Genomic DNA, 18534 nt, shown 5'->3' on the forward strand with positions numbered 1-18534 from the left:
CTTAGGGTTTAAGCCCGAGCGGTTGAACCCCTTTCGGACGAAGCAGGAAACGAAGCGGGATTTCGAGCCGCGACGCCCAGCTCTGCTCGTTGTGCGCCTCGCCCGGATAATCGACCGTCAGCCAGTTATCGCCCTGGATATAGCCCTTCGCGGCGACCGACCGGTCGACGAGCTGCTGGTAGCGGGCATATTCGGCGTCGAGCGTCTCGGTGCCATGGTCGAAATAGAGCCGGTGGCGGCGCGGGTCGGCGAGCCCGGTCGCGAGATAGGCGGTGAACGCGCCCGACACCGCCTTGAACTCGCCCTCGGTCAGCTTGTCGCCCTCGTGCTGCGGAAGGAACAAGGGCCAATGGGTCGAAAGCATCCCCGCGCCGCCGAACACCGCCGGATATTCGTCGATCGCGTAGAGCGAGATCAGCCCGCCCATCGACGAGCCCATGACGAACGTGTCGTCGCGGTCGGTCGCGACGTTAAAGCGCCGGGCGATCGCGGGGCGAAGCTCGTCGACGATGAACTTCAGATAGCCGTCGGACAGCGGGTCGCCGCCGTAGAGGCCGCGCACCCGGTCCATATAGGCCCTGGGGAGCCGGGCGAATGCCTTTGCGGGGACATAGTCCTGCAGCCGCTTGGGAGTATTCCAGATGCCCACGACGATCGTCGGGCGGACCTTTTTCTCGCGGATCAGCCGGTCGAGCGTCTCGTCGACCATCCATTCGTGGCCGTAGCCGGCGGTCTTGTCGTCGAACAGGTTCTGCCCGTCGTGCATGTAGAGCACCGCGTAGGGAGGCCCCTTGGGATCGTAGCCGCTCGGCAGCCAGACGACGACGCGGCGCGGCAGCGCGGTGCGCGGGGTGAGCACGCCGAGGTCGACGATCTGGCCGCTGCCCGGCACCGGGACGTCGCGCGTCGGGTCGGCGGCGGCGGGCGCGGCGGCGGCGAGCAACGCGGCGATTAGCAGGGCGAACAGCTTCATGCACACTCCAGTCGGGCGAGCGCCTCGCGGTGCGGGGCGAAGTGGCCGGCGCAGGCGCGGCCGAAGCGGTCGATCCGCGCCATGTCGGCGCGGGGCATGGTCGCGGGCGGGGGCTGCAGCCGGCCCGGATAATTGCCGTAGCCGCCGAACAGGCAGTGCCAGCTCATCGGCGAATAATAGCCGCCGATGCCGAGCGCCGCGACCGTCTCGGCGATGTCGGCGCCGGTGAACCAGGCGGTGAACATCGCCTTCAGCTCGTCCGACAGCGTGTCGTTGGCGGTGACCGCGCGCCAATAGTCGGTGTCGGCGCGCTTCGCCGCGCGGTAATGGGCGACGATATAGTCGCGGATGCCGTCGTATCGGCGGGCGATCGCGGCGTTGAACGCGTCGCGCGCCGCCGGTTCATCGGGGCTCTCGGCGGCGACGATGAAGCCCTCGACCGTGGCGAGGACGATGTGCAGCGCGGTCGCCTCGAGCGGTTCGACGAAGCCCTGCGACAGGCCGATCGCGAGCGCGTTGCGCACCCAGCTCCGCTCGAGCCGGCCGACGCGCATCGTGAGGTGGCGGACCTCGGCGTCGGGGGCGAGCCCGGCGTGCGCGCGAAGCTCGGCGGCGGCCTCCTCGTCGGCGATGAAGCGCGAGGAATAGACATAGCCGTTGCCGACGCGGTGGGTGAGCGGGATGTGCCACGCCCAGCCCGCCGACAGCGCAGTGGCGCGGGTCGCGCTGCCCGGTCCTTCGGGCGGGAGCGGGCTCGGCGCGACCACCGCGCGGTCGTTGAACAGGTTTTCGCCGAAGCCGATGTGCGGCTCGCCGAGCGCCTGCTCGACGACCAGCGCACGAAACCCGCTGGCGTCGACGAACAGATCGGCCTCGAAACGGGTGCCGTCGTCGGCGACCAGCGCGGCGACGTCGCCGTCGGGGCCGAGATCGACGCTCGCGATCCGCGTGTCGACGTGGGTGACTCCGCGCGCGGTGGCGACCTCGCGCAGATAGCGCCCGAGCAGCACCGCGTCGAAATGATAGCCATACGACACCTCGAACGGGAACGCCTCGTCGGCGAAGGGGCCGCGCCGGTCGGCGGCGAGCCGGCCCGGGACGAGGAACCTGTCGGGGTGTGCGGGGACGTCGAAGCCGTTGCGCCGGGCATAGGCGTTGGCAAAGAAGTCGCCGAGCGTGTGCGGATCGAAATCGCTGGTGAAGGGATGGAAGTAGCGCTCGTGTCCGGGCGCGTGCGACCAGCCTTCGAAGCCGATGCCGACCTTGTAGGTGGCGTTGCAGCGCGGCATCCACTCGGTCTCGGCAAGCCCGAGCCGGTCGAAGAAATGCTTGAGCTGCGGGGTCGAGCCCTCCCCCACCCCGATGATCCCGATGTCGCTCGATTCGATCAGCGTCACCGCGGTGCCGCGCGGGCCCCAGCGCTGCTGCATCAGGCACGCCGCCATCCAGCCCGCGGTGCCGCCGCCGAGGATGACGATGCGCTTCGGAATGGTCACGCAACGCGCCTCAGCGCGCGGCGAGCCGGATGGCGAAGCCGCCGCCGGGGGCGAGGTGAATCGGCAGGCGGTCGGCGCGGGTCACGGTGCGCCGGTCGACCGCCATGTCGTGCCCCTTCGCGCCGAACGCGGCGCTCGGCCCGTCGCGGTAGACGGTGGCGGTGAAGGACTTGCCCGCGGGCAGGAAGTCGAGCGGGACGGTGACGTCGCGCGCCGCCTCGTTGGTGACCGCGCCGACGTACCAGTTGGGGGCGTTCCGCTCCTTGCGCGCGACGACGACCCACAGGCCGACCTCGCCCGACAGGACGCGGGTTTCATCCCAGTCGGTCGGCACCGTCTTGATGAAGTCGAAGGCGGCGGGTTCCTTTTCATAATTCTCGGGCAGGTCGGCGGCCATCGCGATCGGCGAATAGATGACGACGTAGAGCGCGAGCTGCTTGGCGAGCGTCGAGAGGATGTCGGTGTCGTCCTTGCCCTTGAGGCTGACGATGCCGGGGGTGAAGTCGAACGGGCCGCCGAGCATGCGCCCGTAGAACATCTGGCTTTCCCAGCCGGGCGGGTTCTTGGGAACGCCCCAGGCGTTGTACTCCATCCCCCGCTCGCCTTCGCGGCTGACCCAGTTGGGGTAGGTGCGGCGAAGCCCGGTGTCTTTGACCGGCTCGTGGCTGTCGACCGCGATGTGGCGCTTTGCCGCCTCGGTGACGACCTTGAGGTCGTGGTTCACCATCACCTGGCCTTCGTGCCATTCGAAATGGACCTGGCCGTCGCCCTCGCGCGCCTGGATCCCGCCCGCGTCGGCGACATAGCCGGTCTTGACCGCGTCGACCCCGAGCCCGCGATAATAGTCGAGCCCGGCGCCCAGCTGCGCCTCGTAATTGCCGATGTTGCCCGCGGTCTCGTGGTGGCCGATGATGTGGACGCCCTTGGCCTTGGCGTAGGCGGCGATCTTCGGGAAATCGAAGTCGGGATAGGGCTTGGTGAAGCTGAAGTCCCAGCCGGTGCCGAACCAGTCGCCGTCCCAGCCCTGGTTCCAGCCTTCGATCAGCACGCCGGGGATATGGTTGGCGGCAGCGAAGTCGATCATCTTCAGCGCATTGGCGGTGGTCGCGCCGTGCTTGGGCCCGCTGTTCCACGTCGCCTTGTCGAGGTGCATCGCCCACCAGATGCCGACATATTTGCGGGGTTTGACCCAGCTGACGTCGCCGAGCCTGTTGGGCTCGTTGAGGTTGAGCATGACGTTGCGCGCGGCGTAGAGCGAGGGGGCGTCGGGGGTGATCAGGATGGTCCGCCACGGGGTGGTGAAGGGGCCGGTGCGGACCACCTTCGGGCCGGTCGACGAGGGGGTCAGCACCGCCTTGAGCTGGGTGCCCATCGAACGCGCGAGGTTCATCCCCGAATAGTCGACCAGCGCCGCCTCGTGAATCGAAACGTGGGTGCCGTCGTTGAGCACCATCGTCAGCGGGGTCTGGCCGGTGCCGATGCCGCTGATCGGGGTCTGCTGGTAGAGATATTCCTCGCGGTTCCATTCGAACGCGGGCGCCCACCACGCCTTGCCGTCCTGCGCGATCGCGAACTGGGTCAGCTCCTCGGCGATCTTCCACGGCTTGCCGCCGTCGCGCGCCGGGAGCCGGTAACGGAAGCCGATGCCGTTATCGAACGCGCGGACCTCGACCGAGTAGCTGCGGTGAAGCCCGTTCTTTTCGCGGAAATCGACGACCAGCGAGTTGTAGTGGTCGCGGATGCTGCGGTCCTCGCCCCACGGCGTGGTCCAGGTCTCGTCGTGGCTTCCCGGGTGCGCGCCGACCAGCTCGAAATTGCGGCGGAACATCGGCTGGTCGGTGAACAGGAAGCCAAGCTGGCTGTCGGCGACCACCGGGCGGCCGCCGCGATCGACCCGGTAGGTCGGGACCCCCTCCCCCTGCACCGCGAAGCTGACCTTGATCGAGCCGTCGGGCGAGGCGACGGTCGCACTCGAGGCGGCGTCGGCGAGCGCGGGGCTGGCGAGCAGCAGCGCGGAGGCGAGGAAGAGTCGTTTCAGCATGACACCACATATCCCGAAGCTGGAGGCAAGGTCGAGGCCACGGGATTGGCCCCGCCGCACGCGAGCAGCGCCGAGCCGCCCGGCGCCGGATACGGCACCTCGCGGTCCGACAGGTTGAACACGCACACCAGCCGCTCGCCGTCGGCGACGCGTTCGAACGCGACCAGCGCGTCGCTGGTCTCGTCGAGCAGGCGGATCGCGCCGCCGCGAAGCGCTTCGTGCGTGTGGCGGAGCGCGACCGCGCGGCGGCACCAGTGGAGGATCGAGCCGGGGTCGGCGCGCTGCCCGGCGACGTTATAGTCGAGGTGGACCGGGTCGATCGGCAGCCACGGGTTGCCGCTGCCGAAGCCGCCGTCGGGATCGTCGGTCCACGGCATCGGGGTGCGCGCGCCGTCGCGGCCGAGCGTCTGCGGCCAGTTGGCGATCGCCTCGGGATCCCTCAGCCGGTCGAACGGCACCCGCGCCTGCGGCAGGCCGAGCTCCTCGCCCTGATAGAGGATCGCCGACCCGCGCATCGCCATCAGCAGAAGCAGCGCGACGCGGACGAAGGCATCGCGATGCTCCTCGCCCCACCAGCGCGAGGCGAAGCGCGGCGCGTCGTGGTTCGACAGCGCCCAGCTCGGCCAGCCCTCGCCGTCCGCGCCCGGCCAGTCGCGGATCGCCTGGCGAACGACGTCGGGGGTGAGCGCGTCGGCGTAGAGGAAGTCGAAGCCGTAGGCGCTGTTCAGCCGGACGTCGCCCGCGGTGTAGGCCTTCATCTCGGCCGCCGCCTGCTCGCCGCCGACCTCGGCGACCGTGAACACCGCCGCATATTCGTCGGTCAGCGCGCGGAGCCGCTGGGCGAAGGTCGCGAGGTCGGGGTGACTCTGGTTGTGGACATGGTGCTGAAGGTCGAACGGGCGGGTCCGCTTGGCCGGGTTGGCGACCGGCGGGTTATCGGTCAGCGCGGGATCGTGCATCGCGAAGTTGAGCGCGTCGATCCGAAACCCGTCGACCCCGCGATCGAGCCAGAAGCGCGCGACGTCGAGCACCGCCTGCTGGACCGCCGGGTTGTGCAGGTTGAGTTGCGGCTGCTCTTTCAGGAAGCTGTGGTGGTAATATTGCTCGCGGCGCGCGTCCCACGTCCACGACGGGCCGCCGAACACCGACTGCCAGTTGTTCGGCGGCGAGCCGTCGGGCTTGGGGTCGGCCCAGACGTACCAGTCGGCGCGCGGGTTGTCGCGCGAGATGCGGCTTTCGGCGAACCAGGGATGCTGGTCGCTGCTGTGCGAATAAACCTGGTCGATCAGCACGCGCAGCCCGAGCGCATGGGCGCGGTCGACCAGCGCGTCGAAGTCGTCGAGCGTGCCGAAGATCGGGTCGACCCCGCGATAGTCGGCAACGTCGTAGCCGAAGTCGGCCATCGGCGAGGTGAAGAAGGGCGAGATCCAGATCGCGTCGCAGCCAAGCTCGGCGACATGGTCGAGATGGGCGATGATACCGCGAAGATCGCCGACCCCATCGCCGTTCGAGTCGGCGAAGCTGCGCGGGTAGATCTGGTAGATCACCGCGCCCTTCCACCACGGGCTCGCCGCCGCGTCGGTCACAGTCCGTTCGATCGACAGCGCTTCGTTCACTTGGCCGCCTCGCACACCGCGAAGCCGAGCGGGGCGAGCGCGACGCGCACGCTGCCCGGGGCCTGCGCGGTCGGCGCGCACTGGCCGGCGAGCGGGCGGAAGGCGCGGCTGGCGACCTCGACCTCGACATTGGCGGTGATGGGCGCGGTCGAGGTGTTGAACAGCATCAGCACCTCGTGCCCGTCGGTCGGATCGAACCGCGACACCGCGAACAGCCCGGGCTTGTCCTGTTCGGCGTAGCGGGTGACCTGCCGCCCGCGGCGGAGCGCGGGGGTCGCGACGCGGATCCGCGCGAGTTCGCCGATCAGCCGGTAGAGCGGGTGGTTGGGATCGAACCGCGCGGTCGCCGTGGTAGCGGTGGTGCCGAGCAGCTTCTCGTCGTTGTAGAGCTTGGTCCTGGAGCCGAACATGTCCTCGCGCGCGGCCTGGTCGCCGCCAGCCGAGACGAATCCCTGCTCGTCGCCATAATAGATGGTCGGCACCCCGCGCAGCGTCAGCAGCATCGCGTAGCCGAGCTCGACCCGCGCCAGCCGCTCGTCGGCGTCGGCCTTGGGCAAGCCCTGGGTCACGAACATCGAGAAGCGGCCCGCGTCGTGGTTGCCGAGGAAGGTCGGGTTGGTGCGCGCGGTCGCTTCGCCGTCCTGGTAGAGCGCGTCCATCGAGAACAGCCGCGCCAGTTCGCTCGCCGGGGCGCCGCGGCCGACGGTGTCGATCACCGCGACCCCGAACGGGAAGTCGAGGATGCTCGGCATCTTGTCGAGCTTGTTGCGGGTCGCGGTCTTGCCCGGGTCCATCTGGTCGGTCGCATTCTCGCCGAAGATGGTGAAGTGGGGGATCCCGCGCGCCCTGGCGCGGGCGACCATCGCCGGGGCCCATTGCGCCCAGAATTCGGGATTGACGTGCTGTTCGGTATCGACCCGGAACCCGTCGATCCCGAAGCGGTCGATCCACGCGCCGTAGATGTCGATCATGCCGCGCACGACGCGCGGGTTTTCGGTGGCGAGGTCGTCGAGGCCCGAGAAGTCGCCCATCGTCGAGCTTTCGCCCTTGAACGCGCTGTTGCCGCGGTTGTGGTAGTAGATCGGATCGTTAAGCCACTCGGGCTTCTTGACGTGCGCCTCCGCCGGCGGGACGAACACGGTGTAGGCGTAATCGGGGTCGGTCAGCTTCGCGAAATTGCTCGCGGTCATGACCTGGTCGCCTGCGAAGCCCGGGTTGATCGGCTTGCCGCCGATGCCGCCGCGCCGCTGGTAAGGATAGTCGGCGCGGCTGCGATAGTCGCAGCGTTCGCCATGCTGGCATTCGGCATATTGGATGACGTCGGCGGTGTGGTTGCCGATCACGTCCATGTAGACCTTCATCCCGCGCGCGTGCGCCGCGTCGACCAGCGCCTTGAAATCGGCGTCGGTGCCGAGGTGCGGGTCGACATGGGTGAAGTCGGTGATCCAGTAACCGTGGTAACCCGCGCTCTCGTCACCCCTGGGGCCCTGCACCGGCTTGTTGACGAAGATCGGGGTCAGCCAGATCGCGGTCGCGCCAAGCCCCTGGATATAGTCGAGCCGGCGGATTACGCCCTTGAGGTCGCCGCCGTGGTAGAAGCCCTTGGCGGTCGGGTCGTAACCGCTGGCGAGCCGGTCGGGGCCGTAGCCGCCACGGTCGTTGGCGGGGTCGGCATTGTCGAACCGGTCGGGCAGCAGGAAATAAATCACCTCGTCCTCGGGCAGCCGCGCGCGGACGGTTGCGAGCGAGGAAGGGGCGAGCGAGGGGGCGGCACTCGGTCTTGCGGGGCGTGCCGGGGCGGCGGCCTTCGCATTGGCGACCAGCGAGACGCCGATCGCGGCGGCGAGCGCGGCGCCGACGAGAAAACGGGACAGGCTGCGCGCGGGCGACTTCGACTGGGTCAATGGACATGCTCCATGGTTTTGCCGGTCATCGCCTCGACGAACTGGCGATGGGTCGGGAGGGTCGCGGCCTTGGTGCGATAGGCGTTGGCGAGGCTGGCGAGGTAGGGTCCGACGTCGTCGGCGGGGACATTGTCGGCGAGCGGCGACCAGCCGCGGGGCATGATCCCCTGCCCGATCATCACCTGCCCCCAGCTGTCGTCGAGGAACAGCTCGTCCTCCTCGCGGATGAACAGGCCCGCTTCCTCGAACAGCGCGATCTTTTCGGCCAGCGTCGGCGGCAGGTCGATCGCACGGCAATGGTCCCAGAAGGGCTCGCCCTCGCGCCGGTTGGCGACATAGTGGAGGACGAGGAAATCGCGCACCCGCTCCCACTCGATGGTCGACAGGCGGTTGAAGGTCGCGCGCGCAGTGTCGAGGTTGGCGAGATCGCCGCCGAGCAGCTTGAGCAGCCGGTCGAGCCCCGACTGGACGAGGTGGATCGAGGTCGATTCGAGCGGCTCCATGAACCCCGCGGCGAGCCCGAGCGCGACGCAGTTGCGCGACCAATATTCGGCGCGGTGCCCGGTGGTGAAGCGGATCAGCCGCGGCTCGGCCTGCGCCTCGCCGTCGAGGTTGGCGAGCAGCGCCTCGCGCGCCGCGTCCTCGCCGATGAAGCCCGAACAAAAGACGTGTCCGTTGCCGGTGCGGGTCTGGAGCGGGATCCGCCACTGCCAGCCCGCGTCGCGCGCGATCGACTGGGTGAAGGGCCGGAACACCGGATTCGAGGCGCAGGGCACGGCGAACGCGCTGTCGCACGGCAGCCACTTCGTCCAGTCGACGAACGGCACGCCGAGCGCATCGCCGAGCAACAGGCTTCGAAAGCCGGTGCAGTCGATGAAGAAATTGCCCGCGACGCGGCGATCGCCGTCGAGGCGGAGCGCGGCGATGTCGCCCTCGTCCGAGCACTCGACCGAAGAAATGCGGCCTTCGACGCGCTTCGCGCCAAGGCCCTCGGCATAGTCGCGCAGCATCGGCGCGAACAGCGAGGCGTCGAAATGATAGGCGTAGGCGAGGTTGGGGGTGCCGCCCTTGCCGCCGTCCTCGCGCCCCATCCGGCCGAGCCGGGCGGCGGCGACGTTGTAGCTATAGTCGCCGTAATCGCCGGCGGTGCCGAGCGCGCGGCCCTTGAGCCAGAGCTGACGGAACGGGATCAGCCCGACCCCGCGCCCGACGGTGCCGAAACTGTGGACGTAGGACTGGCCGCGCCGCAGCCAGTCGACGAACTCGATCCCGAGCTTGAAGCTGGCGTGGGTGCGGCGGAGGAAGTCGGCCTGGTCGATGCCGAGGCCGATCAGCAGGTTATGGATCTGCGGGATCGTCGCCTCGCCCACGCCGACGATCCCGATCTCCTCGGATTCGACCAGCGTGATCGAGGCGCGATTGCCGATGAAGCGGGCGAGGACCGCGGCGGCCATCCACCCGGCCGTTCCGCCACCGGCAATCACGATGTCTAGGGGCGAGCCCGGCTCCATGGTCCGAACGCCTGGAAAGGGCCGGCCGAAGACGCCGGCCGGCCCTTCCCTGTGCGGTTAGCCGCGCTCGCCGGCCGGCGGCGGGGGCGGAGGCGGCGGCGGCGGCGGGGGCGGCGGACAGGTCGCCGTCGCGTCGATCACCGTGCCGTCGGGGCAGGTCTGCGTCGCCGGGGGCGGCGGCGGCGGCGGGGGCGGCGGCGGCGGCGGCGGAGGCGGAGGCGCGGCCTGGAACTTGTAGGTCGCGCCGATCAGGAACCGCCGGCCATAGGTCTGGTACTTCAGCCATGCGTTGTCGACGACCTGTCCGTTGACCCGGGCGAGGGTCGCCTGCCGTTCGTTGGTGAGGTTCTGCGCCTGGAGATAGACCGAGAGGCCGTTGAGCGCCGAGCCCGGCTGGAAATCATAGCCGATCTGGGCGTCGTAGATGGTCTCGGGGAGAACCTGCTGGCGATCGAGACCACCGCTGAATAGCGCGAAATCGCCCTGGAAGCCCGACCGATAGCGCATGCTGGCACGCGCGCTCAGACCGTTCTTCTCGTAGAAGGCGGTCAGGTTGGCGACCCACTTCGAGTAGCCCGGGATAACCGACAAGTTGCCGTAGAAGTCACGGATGCGGGTCTTGGTATAGCCGACGCCGCCGGTCAGGCCGAAACCATCAAGCGACGAGGAAAAGACGTCGAACGGCAGGGTCCCGGCAAGCTCGGCACCGTACATATAACCGCCGTGCGTATTCACCTTGGTCCCGAAGCGCCCGATCGGCGTGGTCGGCACCGGGTCGTTCGGCGGCGGCGGGAACGGCGAATAATCGAAGTTCGTGATCACACCGTCAGCGATGTATGTATCGATATGCTTGTAAAAGGTCTGCAGCGCAATGTAGCCCTTCGAGCCGAAGTATTTCTCGATATTGAAGTCGAGTGCCTTCGCCTGGAACGGCCGCAGGTGCGGGTTACCGCCACCCCCGTTATAGATCTGCAGCGTCTTGTCATAACCGAAGCCGATGTTGTTCGACAGGTCGGTGAGCCGCGGACGCATATATTCCTTCGACGCAGCGAAGCGCAGGACCAGTCCATTGTCCCAGCGGAAGTTAAGGTTGAGGCTGGGCAGCCACATCCAGTACTTATCCTTCTGGGTGAGATAGATGCTGCCACGCGACGTGACGTCGGAGTGGACAGCCTGGAGGCCAACGTTGCCGGTCAGCTCGACGGCGTCGCTGACGCGGCTCTTGATCGGCGCCATCACGTACGGCGCCCAGACCTTTTCGCTAACGTCGTAGCCACTGTTCGGCTGCGTATTGTCGACGAAGTCGAGAATACCCTGACTTTCGACCGCACGCGGATCCCACGCCAGGATCGGACCGAGGCCGCGATCGAGGGTGAAGGTTCCTTGAAGGATGCTCGACGGGATAGCGGCCGAGGTGCCCCGCACCTGGACGCAGACCTGTGGCGTGCCCGTGCAGACATTCTGATACGGCGGGGTCAGGAAGCCTTCGACCTGGCCGAGCGTCTTGTGCCGATCGGTGTAGTCGACGCCAACCTTGATCGACGAGATGAAACCGCCGAGTTCGCGCTCAATCTCGCCGCGCGCTTCCTTGAGGTCGTCCTTGCTGCTGCGGACTTTGTCGTAGCCGGCTTGGACCTGGCCTGGACCCGACCAGCCCTCGACGTCGGTAAGGACGAGGTTCGGGTTCGCGCCGTTATAATCGCTGGTGTATTCGGGGCCATGATCGGTCAGGACATAGCCCACCGTCGCGGTCGGACCGGTGAGGGTGCGCCCGTAGGCGAGGCCCGCCGTCGTCTCGATATTATGCTCACGACGATTGGTCCGCGACCAGCTGAGGTCAATCAACCCCTTCCAACCGTTGTGCCCGTCCCATAGCGTATTCCAGCCAAGCGAATACTGATCAGCCTTCCGGTCGGTCGCATAGTTTTCAATAAGCGGCGTGCCGACAATGGTCGCGGCGGTGACAATGCCGTTCTGCGCCGTGGAAGCGACGTAATTTTCGTATCCCTGACCATAAGCAAAGGGCATTTCAAAGCCCTTCTGGTCGGTCTTGTCGGTGTAATGCGAGTAGAGGCCATCGAAGGTCATCGACACCGTATCGCTGACCTTGGCCTGCAGCGTCGCGGTCGTACCGAGACGCTTCAGGCGATCGGCCTCGAACCACGACTTGACGCCATACATACCCTGAGCGGTCGGATTGATTGCGTCGTGCCGGTCGTTACCATTCGTATAACCCCAAGCGTTCCAGTCCTTCGTCTGGTAGGGATCGTCGGTATAGGCAGCCGACAGCGCGACGCCGACATTGCCGTCAGCGAACTGGTCGACGTAGGTGCCGAAGACGCGGTAACCCTTGTCCTTCGAATGCGGCAGCAGCTTCTGATCGACATAGACGCCGCGCACGCCAACCGCGATGATGCGCTTGCCGTAGTCCAGCGGGCGGATCGTGCGAAGGTCGATGCTGCCCACAAGGCCGCCGGCGGTATGATCGGCTTCGGCGGTCTTGTAGATGTCGACGCCCGCGAGAATCTCCGACGGATACTGGTCGAATTCGACCGCGCGGCTGTCGTTGGTGGTGGTCTGCTGGCGGCCGTTCAGCGTGGTCGACGAAAAGTCGGGGCCGAAGCCGCGAATCGAGATGATGGTGGCGCGACCCTGGCTACGCTGCGCGGCGAGACCCGGGAGGCGCGCGATCGATTCCGCGATCGAGTTGTCGGGAAGCTTGCCGATATCTTCCGAGGTGACCGACTCGACGACCGTCTCGTTCTTCTTCTTGCGGTTGGTCGCGCTGCGCAGTGAGGCGCGGAAGCCGGTGACGACGACGGTGTTGTCGTCCTTCGCGGTGGTGTCGGCGGCGGTCGCCGGCGCATTGGCCTGCGCCCCGGTATCGCCGGGCGTTCCGGCGCTTTGCGCCACCGCCGAGGTCGCGCCGAGCGCGAGCAGCGCGACGCCGAGCGCGCAGCGGCTGGTCGTCGTCGCGAACAGCGAACGAGCATGATTCGTCATCAGATGATCCCCTCCAATTGAGGCCGGGCATTTCCATTTTGGCGCACGGTCCGTCTGCGCTCAGGCTTATCTCGCCCCCGGAACGGCTGGCTAGTCGAGCGGGCGGCTATACATACGTATTCAACCGGCCTAGCGTGACGGTTGCCACACGACCGTGGCTGCGATGCAACGGAATTGTCATCTCGCGCCGATGAGTAACCGCCGCCCGACGTCGTTCGATATCGCCGCGCTGGCGGGCGTGTCGCAGCCGACCGTCAGCCGTGCGCTGTCGGGCAATCCGGCGGTCAGCGAGGAGACGCGCAATCGCGTGCTCGCCGCCGCGCGCCAGCTCAATTACACCGTCGACAAGAATGCCTCGGGGCTTCGCCGCCGCCAGTCGCGGACCATCGCGCTGCTGTTCTTCGAAGACCCGACCCCCGACGACACGCTGATCAATCCCTTCTACCTGGCGATGGTCGGCCCGATCACCCGGGCCTGCGCGACGCGCGGCTACGACCTGCTGATCAGCTTCCAGCAGCTGTCGGGCGACTGGCACGTCGATTATGAGGACAGCCGCAAGGCCGACGGGATCATGCTGCTCGGCTACGGCAATTATCTCGAGGCGCTGCCGCGGCTCGAACAGCTGGTCGGGCAGCGCACCCATTTCGTTCGCTGGGGCGCGGCGAAGGAAGGGCAGATCGGGGCCACGGTCGGGTCGGACAACGAGCAGGGCGGCTATCTCGCCGGGCGGCACCTGGTCGAGCGCGGCTGCCGGTCGATCGCCTTTTTCGGAACGGTCGACCGGTCGGCGCCCGAATTCTTCGAACGCTGGACCGGCTTCCTGCGCGCGCTCGCCGAAGCGGGGGTCGAGCACGACCCGCGGCTGCAGGTCGACGCGCCCCCGACCGAGGCGGCGGGCCGCGCGGCGGCGGCGGCGCTTCTGGCCAGCGGGCTTTCCTTCGACGGGATTTTCGCGACCAGCGACTTCGTCGCGCTCGGCGCGATGCACGCGCTCCACGAAGCGGGCAAGCGCATTCCCGCCGACGTCGCGATCGTCGGCTTCGACGACCTCGGCGCGGCGCGGCTCGCCGAGCCGCCGCTGACCACCATCGCGCAGGACACGCGCGCGGCGGGCGAGCGGCTGGTCGAGACGCTGGTCGCGACGATCGAGGGCAAGGCGCCCGAGAGCGTGCTGCTCCCGGTGCGCCTCGTCGTTCGCGGCTCGGCCTAGGCGCGCGCTTCCATCACCGGCCCCTCCGCCGGGCGGCGGGCGTAGATGCCGAAGGCGGCGATGATCGCGTAGCAGATCGCCGGCAGCGCCAGCGCGGCGGCGAGCCCGACCTTGTCGGCGAGCGCGCCATAGACCGCCGGTACGATCGCGCCGCCGGCGATGGCGACATTGATGATCCCCGACCCGTCGGCCGCGCGCGGCCCCAGCTTCTCGCACGCGAGGCTGAAGATCGTCGGGAACATGATCGAGTTCATCAGCCCGATCGCGAGCAGCGAATAGGCGGCGACGTTGCCGCTTGTGTTGGCGCTGATGAGAATCAGCAGGATCGCGCCGATCGCGTTGAACGCCAGCACCTTGCCCGGGCTGGCGACGCGCAGCAGGCCCGAGCCGATGAACCGGCCGACCATCGCCCCGCCCCAGTAGAGGGGGATCAGCTTGCCCGCCTCGAGGTCGGTGAGGTTAAGCACCTGCGGCTGCTTCAAGTAGCTGACGATGAAGCTGCCGATTGCGACCTCGGCACCGACGTAGAGGAAGATGCACGCCGCGCCCCAGCCGAATCGGGTCCGCTTGAGCAGCGCGAGGCCGTCGGCGAGGCTGCTGTGGTCGTGCTGTTCGCCCTTGAGCTTGTTGCGGAACATCCACACCACGCCGGCGACGACTGCAAGCGCGACCGCGAGGCCGAGATAGCCGTGGACGATCGCCTGCGTCTCGTTGGTGCGATAGGCGTCGAGCGCCGCGCCCGACAGGTCCTTCGCCGTGACGCTGGCGAGCCCGCCGAGGATGAGGATCGAGCCGACATAGGGAAAGATCGTCGTCCCGAGCGAATTGAACGCCTGCGCGAACGTCAGGCGGCTCGAGGTCGTGCGCGCCGGGCCGAGCAGGCTGATCAGCGGGTTGGCGACGATCTGCACCAGCACCACCCCGGTGGCGAGGATGAAATAGGCGAACAGGAACACCGGGAAGGCCGCCGACTGGCTGGCCGGGATGAACAGCAGGCAGCCGACCAGCATGGTGACGAGACCCGCCACCGCGCCGCGCATGTAGCCGATCCGCTTGACCAGCCGCGAGCCGGGGATGCCGACGATGGCGTAGGCGATGAAGAAGCAGAACTGGACGAGGCTGGCCTGGAAGAAGCTGAGCGTGAACAGCTCCTTGAGCTTGGGGATGATGACGTCGTTGAGGCTGGTGATGCCGCCGAAGATGAAGAACAGCGCCATCACGAAATAGCGCAGCTGCGGCGCGTCGATGCCCCCGTCCTGTTCGTTGAGCGGTGTCGAGTTGGCCTCGCCCTCCCCGCTCGTCATCACTACCGCCATCACCGTCTCCTTGCCCTGCTGGTCCGGCAATTGCCTTGCCGTGAAGTGGACGGCAGGGTGTAAACGCTTTCAGGTCGGGGGCAAGAGCGGGCGTGACAGCCTAATTTTACGCGCTTTGCCCCGGCGTTGCGCGCGCGCCACAGCCGCGCAGAATCCGTCACGTTAGCGACGCGCGACAATTGACTCGGCGGCGCGAAGCCGTGCTTCTGTAAGCGATTGAGCGGGGACACCTGCTTGCGAATGTAACCGGTTACAACCGGTACAAACGAGGGAGAGGCATGTGACGACATTTTCCGGCAAGCGGTGGGCCGCCTTGCGGCTGGCTCAACTCGGTCCCTCGCTGACCGCGATCGCGGTGGCGACCGCTGCGGTCGTCGCCCCCGACGCGGCGTTCGCGCAGGCGGGCACCTCGACCCTGCGCGGTCATGTCGCGGCCGGGACCGAGGTCGTCGCGACCGAGATCTCGACCGGTTCGGTCCGCCGGGCCAAGGCCGGCGCGGACGGCCAGTATACCATCGCCGGGCTCCAGCCGGGCAACTACCGCGTCGTCGCGGGCGGTAAGTCGCAGGACGTCGTGGTGCCGGTCGCCTCGGTCTCCGAAGTCGACTTCGAAAGCGTCGCGACCGCTTCGGGCCCGGTCACCGCGACCGTCACCGGTCGCCGCCCTACCGCCGAGACCAAGACCTCGCAGGTCAACCAGTTCGTGTCGCTTCACGACATCGCCGCGCTGCCGCAGACGACCCGCAACTTCCTCGAGTTCGCGGACACCGTGCCCGGCATGCAGTTCTCGGTCGATTCGAGCCACAAGACGTCGCTTCGCGGCGGTGCGCAGGTCAATTCGGCGGGCAACCTCTACATCGACGGCGTCAGCCAGAAGGACCTGGTCGGAAGCGGCGGCGGCACCGGCGGCAGCGGCTCGGGCTTCACCGGCAGCGGCGGCTCGGACGGCAACGGCGATCCGGGCAACCCCTTCCCGCAGCTCGCGATCAGCGAATATAAGGTCGTCAGCTCGAACTACACCGCCGAATATGGCGACGCGGCGAGCGCAATCGTCATCGCCCAGACCAAGTCGGGCACCAACCAGTTCCACGGCGAGGTGTTCGGCACCTATACCGACCAGCACCTGCGCGCGAAGCGTCCCGACGAAATCGCCTCGGGGACGGCCAAGGCGCGCGAGCCGAGCAAGGAATATGGCCTCGCGATCGGTGGCCCGATCGTCACGAACATGGCCCATTTCTTCTTCACCTGGGAACATAAGGACCTGGCGAACTACAGCGTCGTCTCGGCCGATCCCAACGTCCCCGATTCGATCAAGGCGCAGCTTCCGACGAGCGCGCAGCAGTTCGGGTCGGTGACGAACCCGTTCCGCGAGAACCTGTTCTTCGGCAAGATCGATGTCGAGCCGACCTCGAACGATCGCTTCGAGGTGACCGGCAACGTCCGGCTCGAGAAGAACATCACCGGCGGCAACGGGCAGAATGCCGCGTCGACGCGGGCCCCGTTCAGGAACAACGTCAAGCGCGGCGACGGTCGCTGGCAGCACGACGGGAACAATTGGGTCAACGTCTTCCGGGTGTCGTACCAGGACGCCAACTCGGCGGTCCTCCCGACGACTCCGGCGCCGCAGTTCGACTATAAATATTTCCCCTATCCGCTCGGCGGGACTCAGGATCCGACGCGCAACTATTCAATCATCAATGTCGGCGGTCCGGGCGCGGGCGCCGGGGTGATCAACCGGCAGAAGGGCTGGACCTTCAACGACGACGTCACCTTTTCGAACATCAATCTTGCCGGCAACCACACGCTCAAGCTCGGCGCGTCGTTCGGGTCGATCAAGCTCACCACGCAGAACGCGAGCGACGACCTGCGCTATGCGACCTATTTCTACGGCATCACCGATGCCGGCGGCCTGTCGCCGACGCCCTACTTCGTGCAGTTCCCGAACGTCGCGAAGGGCTATGCGACCAGCGTCACCACGCGCGACAAGCAATATTCGGCCTACGTCCAGGACAATTGGGACGTCACGCCGAAACTGCAGCTCAACCTCGGCCTGCGCTGGGACCGCGAGGAAGTGCCGGCCTATCTCAATTACGTGACGCCGCAGGACGTGGTGAACGCGATCAACTCGCCTTATCCGGGCGGCACCGGGCTGACCTACGGCCAGACGCTGGCGCTGGGGTCGCAGAACATCCCGGGGATCAATATCGGCGACTACATCAGCAACGGCCACCGCAAGGCGCGCAACAATTTCTCGCCGCGCCTCGGCTTCTCCTACGATGTCCATGGCGACAATTCGCTGGTGATCTTCGGCGGCTACGCGCGCGCCTACAATCGCAACCTGTTCAGCACGCTGGCGCTCGAAACGACCAAGGTCGCGCTGAACTCGAACCCCGAAGTCTATTTCCCCTATGCCAACTCGCCGGGCTTCGGCGGGCATCCGTGCCGGACCGCGGCCGACGTCAACCCGGCGTTCCACTGCTATGCGTTCGATCCGAAATATCTGACGCCCGAAGGTCTCGCGCAATTGCAGACCGATGCCTCGTCGCACGAGGTCGACCTGATCAACAACAACATCAGGACGCCTTATTCCGACCAGTTCAGCATCGGCGCGCGCACCCGGCTGGGTGAGTGGAATGCGCAGGCGGCGCTGTCGTACATCGCCAGCTATGACGGCATCTACGGCCACTGGGGCAATCGCTACGCCGACGGCTCCTTCTACCAGAACGGCAACCAGTGGTCGGCGTCGGGCGTCCCCGGCTTCGGCTCGCTGATCCTGTGGGACAATGGGTTCAAGGATCGCAACTGGCAGCTCGGGGTGGGCGCGCAGAAGCCCTATTCGAAGGTGTCGGGGTGGAGCGCGACGGTGTCGTACACCTTCTCGGCGGCGAAGCAGAACAACGCCTACGCCTACGGGTCGGGCGGCAACATGTACCTGTTCGACTTCCCCTACGCGAACGACTATCCGTGGGTGCGGTCGAGCGCGGTGCCGCGCCATCGCCTGGTCATGACCGGCACCTACGATCTTCCGTGGGACATGCAGCTGGCGGGCAAGCTGACGCTGGCGACGACCCAGCCGGCGTCGGCCTACTTCGGCTGCGGCGACTTCAATAACGCCTGCCAGGTCTACAACCGCTTCGGCGGCGGGACCTATTCCTATGTCGCCGTCAGCCCGCACCAGCTGATCGGCTACAAGGACCTCGATCTCCAGCTGACCAAGAACTTCACCTTCCTCAACAAGGTGACGGCCTATGCGCGGGTCGACGCGATCAACATCTTCAACTTCCACAACTACGACCCGGGCGCGATCCAGGTTGATTATGTCAACAACGTCCCGACATCGGCGCATTACAACAAGACCGGGCCGATCGTCGGCTCGCCGTTCACGATCCGATTGTCGGCCGGGGCGCGTTTCTGATCCTCGCATGAGGGCCGGCCTCTCGCCTCGGCGCGGGAGGCCGGCTCCG

The 18534-nt window shown here is 67.3% G+C and carries 10 protein-coding genes; 2 read left to right on the top strand and 8 right to left on the bottom strand.

Going from position 1 to position 18534, the window contains the following annotated elements; translation table 11 throughout:
- Position 1: 1 nt before the first annotated feature.
- From ABDK56_RS03140 to ABDK56_RS03170, 7 genes are all read right to left on the bottom strand, one after another.
- On the bottom strand, positions 2-973 hold the full coding sequence (locus ABDK56_RS03140; protein WP_349806640.1) for an alpha/beta hydrolase: 972 nt from the start codon (positions 971-973) through the stop codon (positions 2-4).
- Positions 970-2469, bottom strand: coding sequence for a tryptophan halogenase family protein (locus ABDK56_RS03145; protein ID WP_349806641.1), 1500 nt, complete (start codon positions 2467-2469; stop codon positions 970-972). The genes ABDK56_RS03140 and ABDK56_RS03145 overlap by 4 nt, the downstream gene beginning before the upstream one ends.
- 10 nt (positions 2470-2479) lie before the next feature.
- Positions 2480-4510: a glycoside hydrolase family 97 protein gene (locus ABDK56_RS03150; RefSeq protein WP_349806643.1), complete on the bottom strand. Its 2031-nt coding sequence runs from the start codon at positions 4508-4510 to the stop codon at positions 2480-2482.
- On the bottom strand, positions 4504-6126 hold the full coding sequence (locus ABDK56_RS03155; RefSeq protein WP_349806645.1) for an alpha-amylase family glycosyl hydrolase: 1623 nt from the start codon (positions 6124-6126) through the stop codon (positions 4504-4506). The genes ABDK56_RS03150 and ABDK56_RS03155 overlap by 7 nt, the downstream gene beginning before the upstream one ends.
- Positions 6123-7949, bottom strand: coding sequence for an alpha-amylase family glycosyl hydrolase (locus ABDK56_RS03160; RefSeq protein WP_349806819.1), 1827 nt, complete (start codon positions 7947-7949; stop codon positions 6123-6125). Before ABDK56_RS03160 ends, ABDK56_RS03155 begins: the two co-directional genes overlap by 4 nt.
- Positions 7950-8026: 77 nt before the next feature.
- Positions 8027-9541, bottom strand: a complete 1515-nt coding sequence (locus ABDK56_RS03165) for a tryptophan halogenase family protein (protein WP_349806647.1) — start codon at positions 9539-9541, stop codon at positions 8027-8029.
- A gap of 57 nt (positions 9542-9598) precedes the next feature.
- Positions 9599-12544, bottom strand: a complete 2946-nt coding sequence (locus ABDK56_RS03170; RefSeq protein WP_349806648.1) for a TonB-dependent receptor — start codon at positions 12542-12544, stop codon at positions 9599-9601.
- A 190-nt stretch (positions 12545-12734) separates the two neighbouring features.
- Between ABDK56_RS03170 and ABDK56_RS03175 the strand changes: the two genes are divergently transcribed.
- Positions 12735-13754, top strand: a complete 1020-nt coding sequence (locus tag ABDK56_RS03175) for a LacI family DNA-binding transcriptional regulator (RefSeq protein WP_349806650.1) — start codon at positions 12735-12737, stop codon at positions 13752-13754.
- On the opposite strand, the gene ABDK56_RS03180 is transcribed toward ABDK56_RS03175, so the two are convergent.
- Positions 13751-15058, bottom strand: coding sequence for a sugar MFS transporter (locus ABDK56_RS03180; protein ID WP_349806820.1), 1308 nt, complete (start codon positions 15056-15058; stop codon positions 13751-13753). The genes ABDK56_RS03175 and ABDK56_RS03180 overlap by 4 nt on opposite strands.
- 292 nt (positions 15059-15350) lie before the next feature.
- On the opposite strand from ABDK56_RS03180, the gene ABDK56_RS03185 reads away from it, so the two are divergent.
- Complete coding sequence (locus ABDK56_RS03185; protein ID WP_349806651.1) at positions 15351-18485, top strand: TonB-dependent receptor; 3135 nt, start codon at positions 15351-15353, stop codon at positions 18483-18485.
- The last annotated feature ends 49 nt before the right edge of the window (positions 18486-18534 follow it).

The organism is Sphingomonas sp. ASV193 (genome assembly GCF_040203355.1).
Lineage (GTDB): Bacteria > Pseudomonadota > Alphaproteobacteria > Sphingomonadales > Sphingomonadaceae > Sphingomicrobium.

What these genes read in the sequence shown, in the direction of transcription:
- ABDK56_RS03140 (WP_349806640.1), bottom strand. Translation starts at nt 973, where the DNA reads ATGAAGCTGTTCGCCCTGCTAATCGCCGCGTTGCTCGCCGCCGCCGCG.
- ABDK56_RS03150 (WP_349806643.1), bottom strand. Translation starts at nt 4,510, where the DNA reads ATGCTGAAACGACTCTTCCTCGCCTCCGCGCTGCTGCTCGCCAGCCCC.
- ABDK56_RS03165 (WP_349806647.1), bottom strand. Translation starts at nt 9,541, where the DNA reads ATGGAGCCGGGCTCGCCCCTAGACATCGTGATTGCCGGTGGCGGAACG.
- ABDK56_RS03170 (WP_349806648.1), bottom strand. Translation starts at nt 12,544, where the DNA reads ATGACGAATCATGCTCGTTCGCTGTTCGCGACGACGACCAGCCGCTGC.
- ABDK56_RS03175 (WP_349806650.1), top strand. Translation starts at nt 12,735, where the DNA reads ATGAGTAACCGCCGCCCGACGTCGTTCGATATCGCCGCGCTGGCGGGC.
- ABDK56_RS03180 (WP_349806820.1), bottom strand. Translation starts at nt 15,058, where the DNA reads ATGACGAGCGGGGAGGGCGAGGCCAACTCGACACCGCTCAACGAACAG.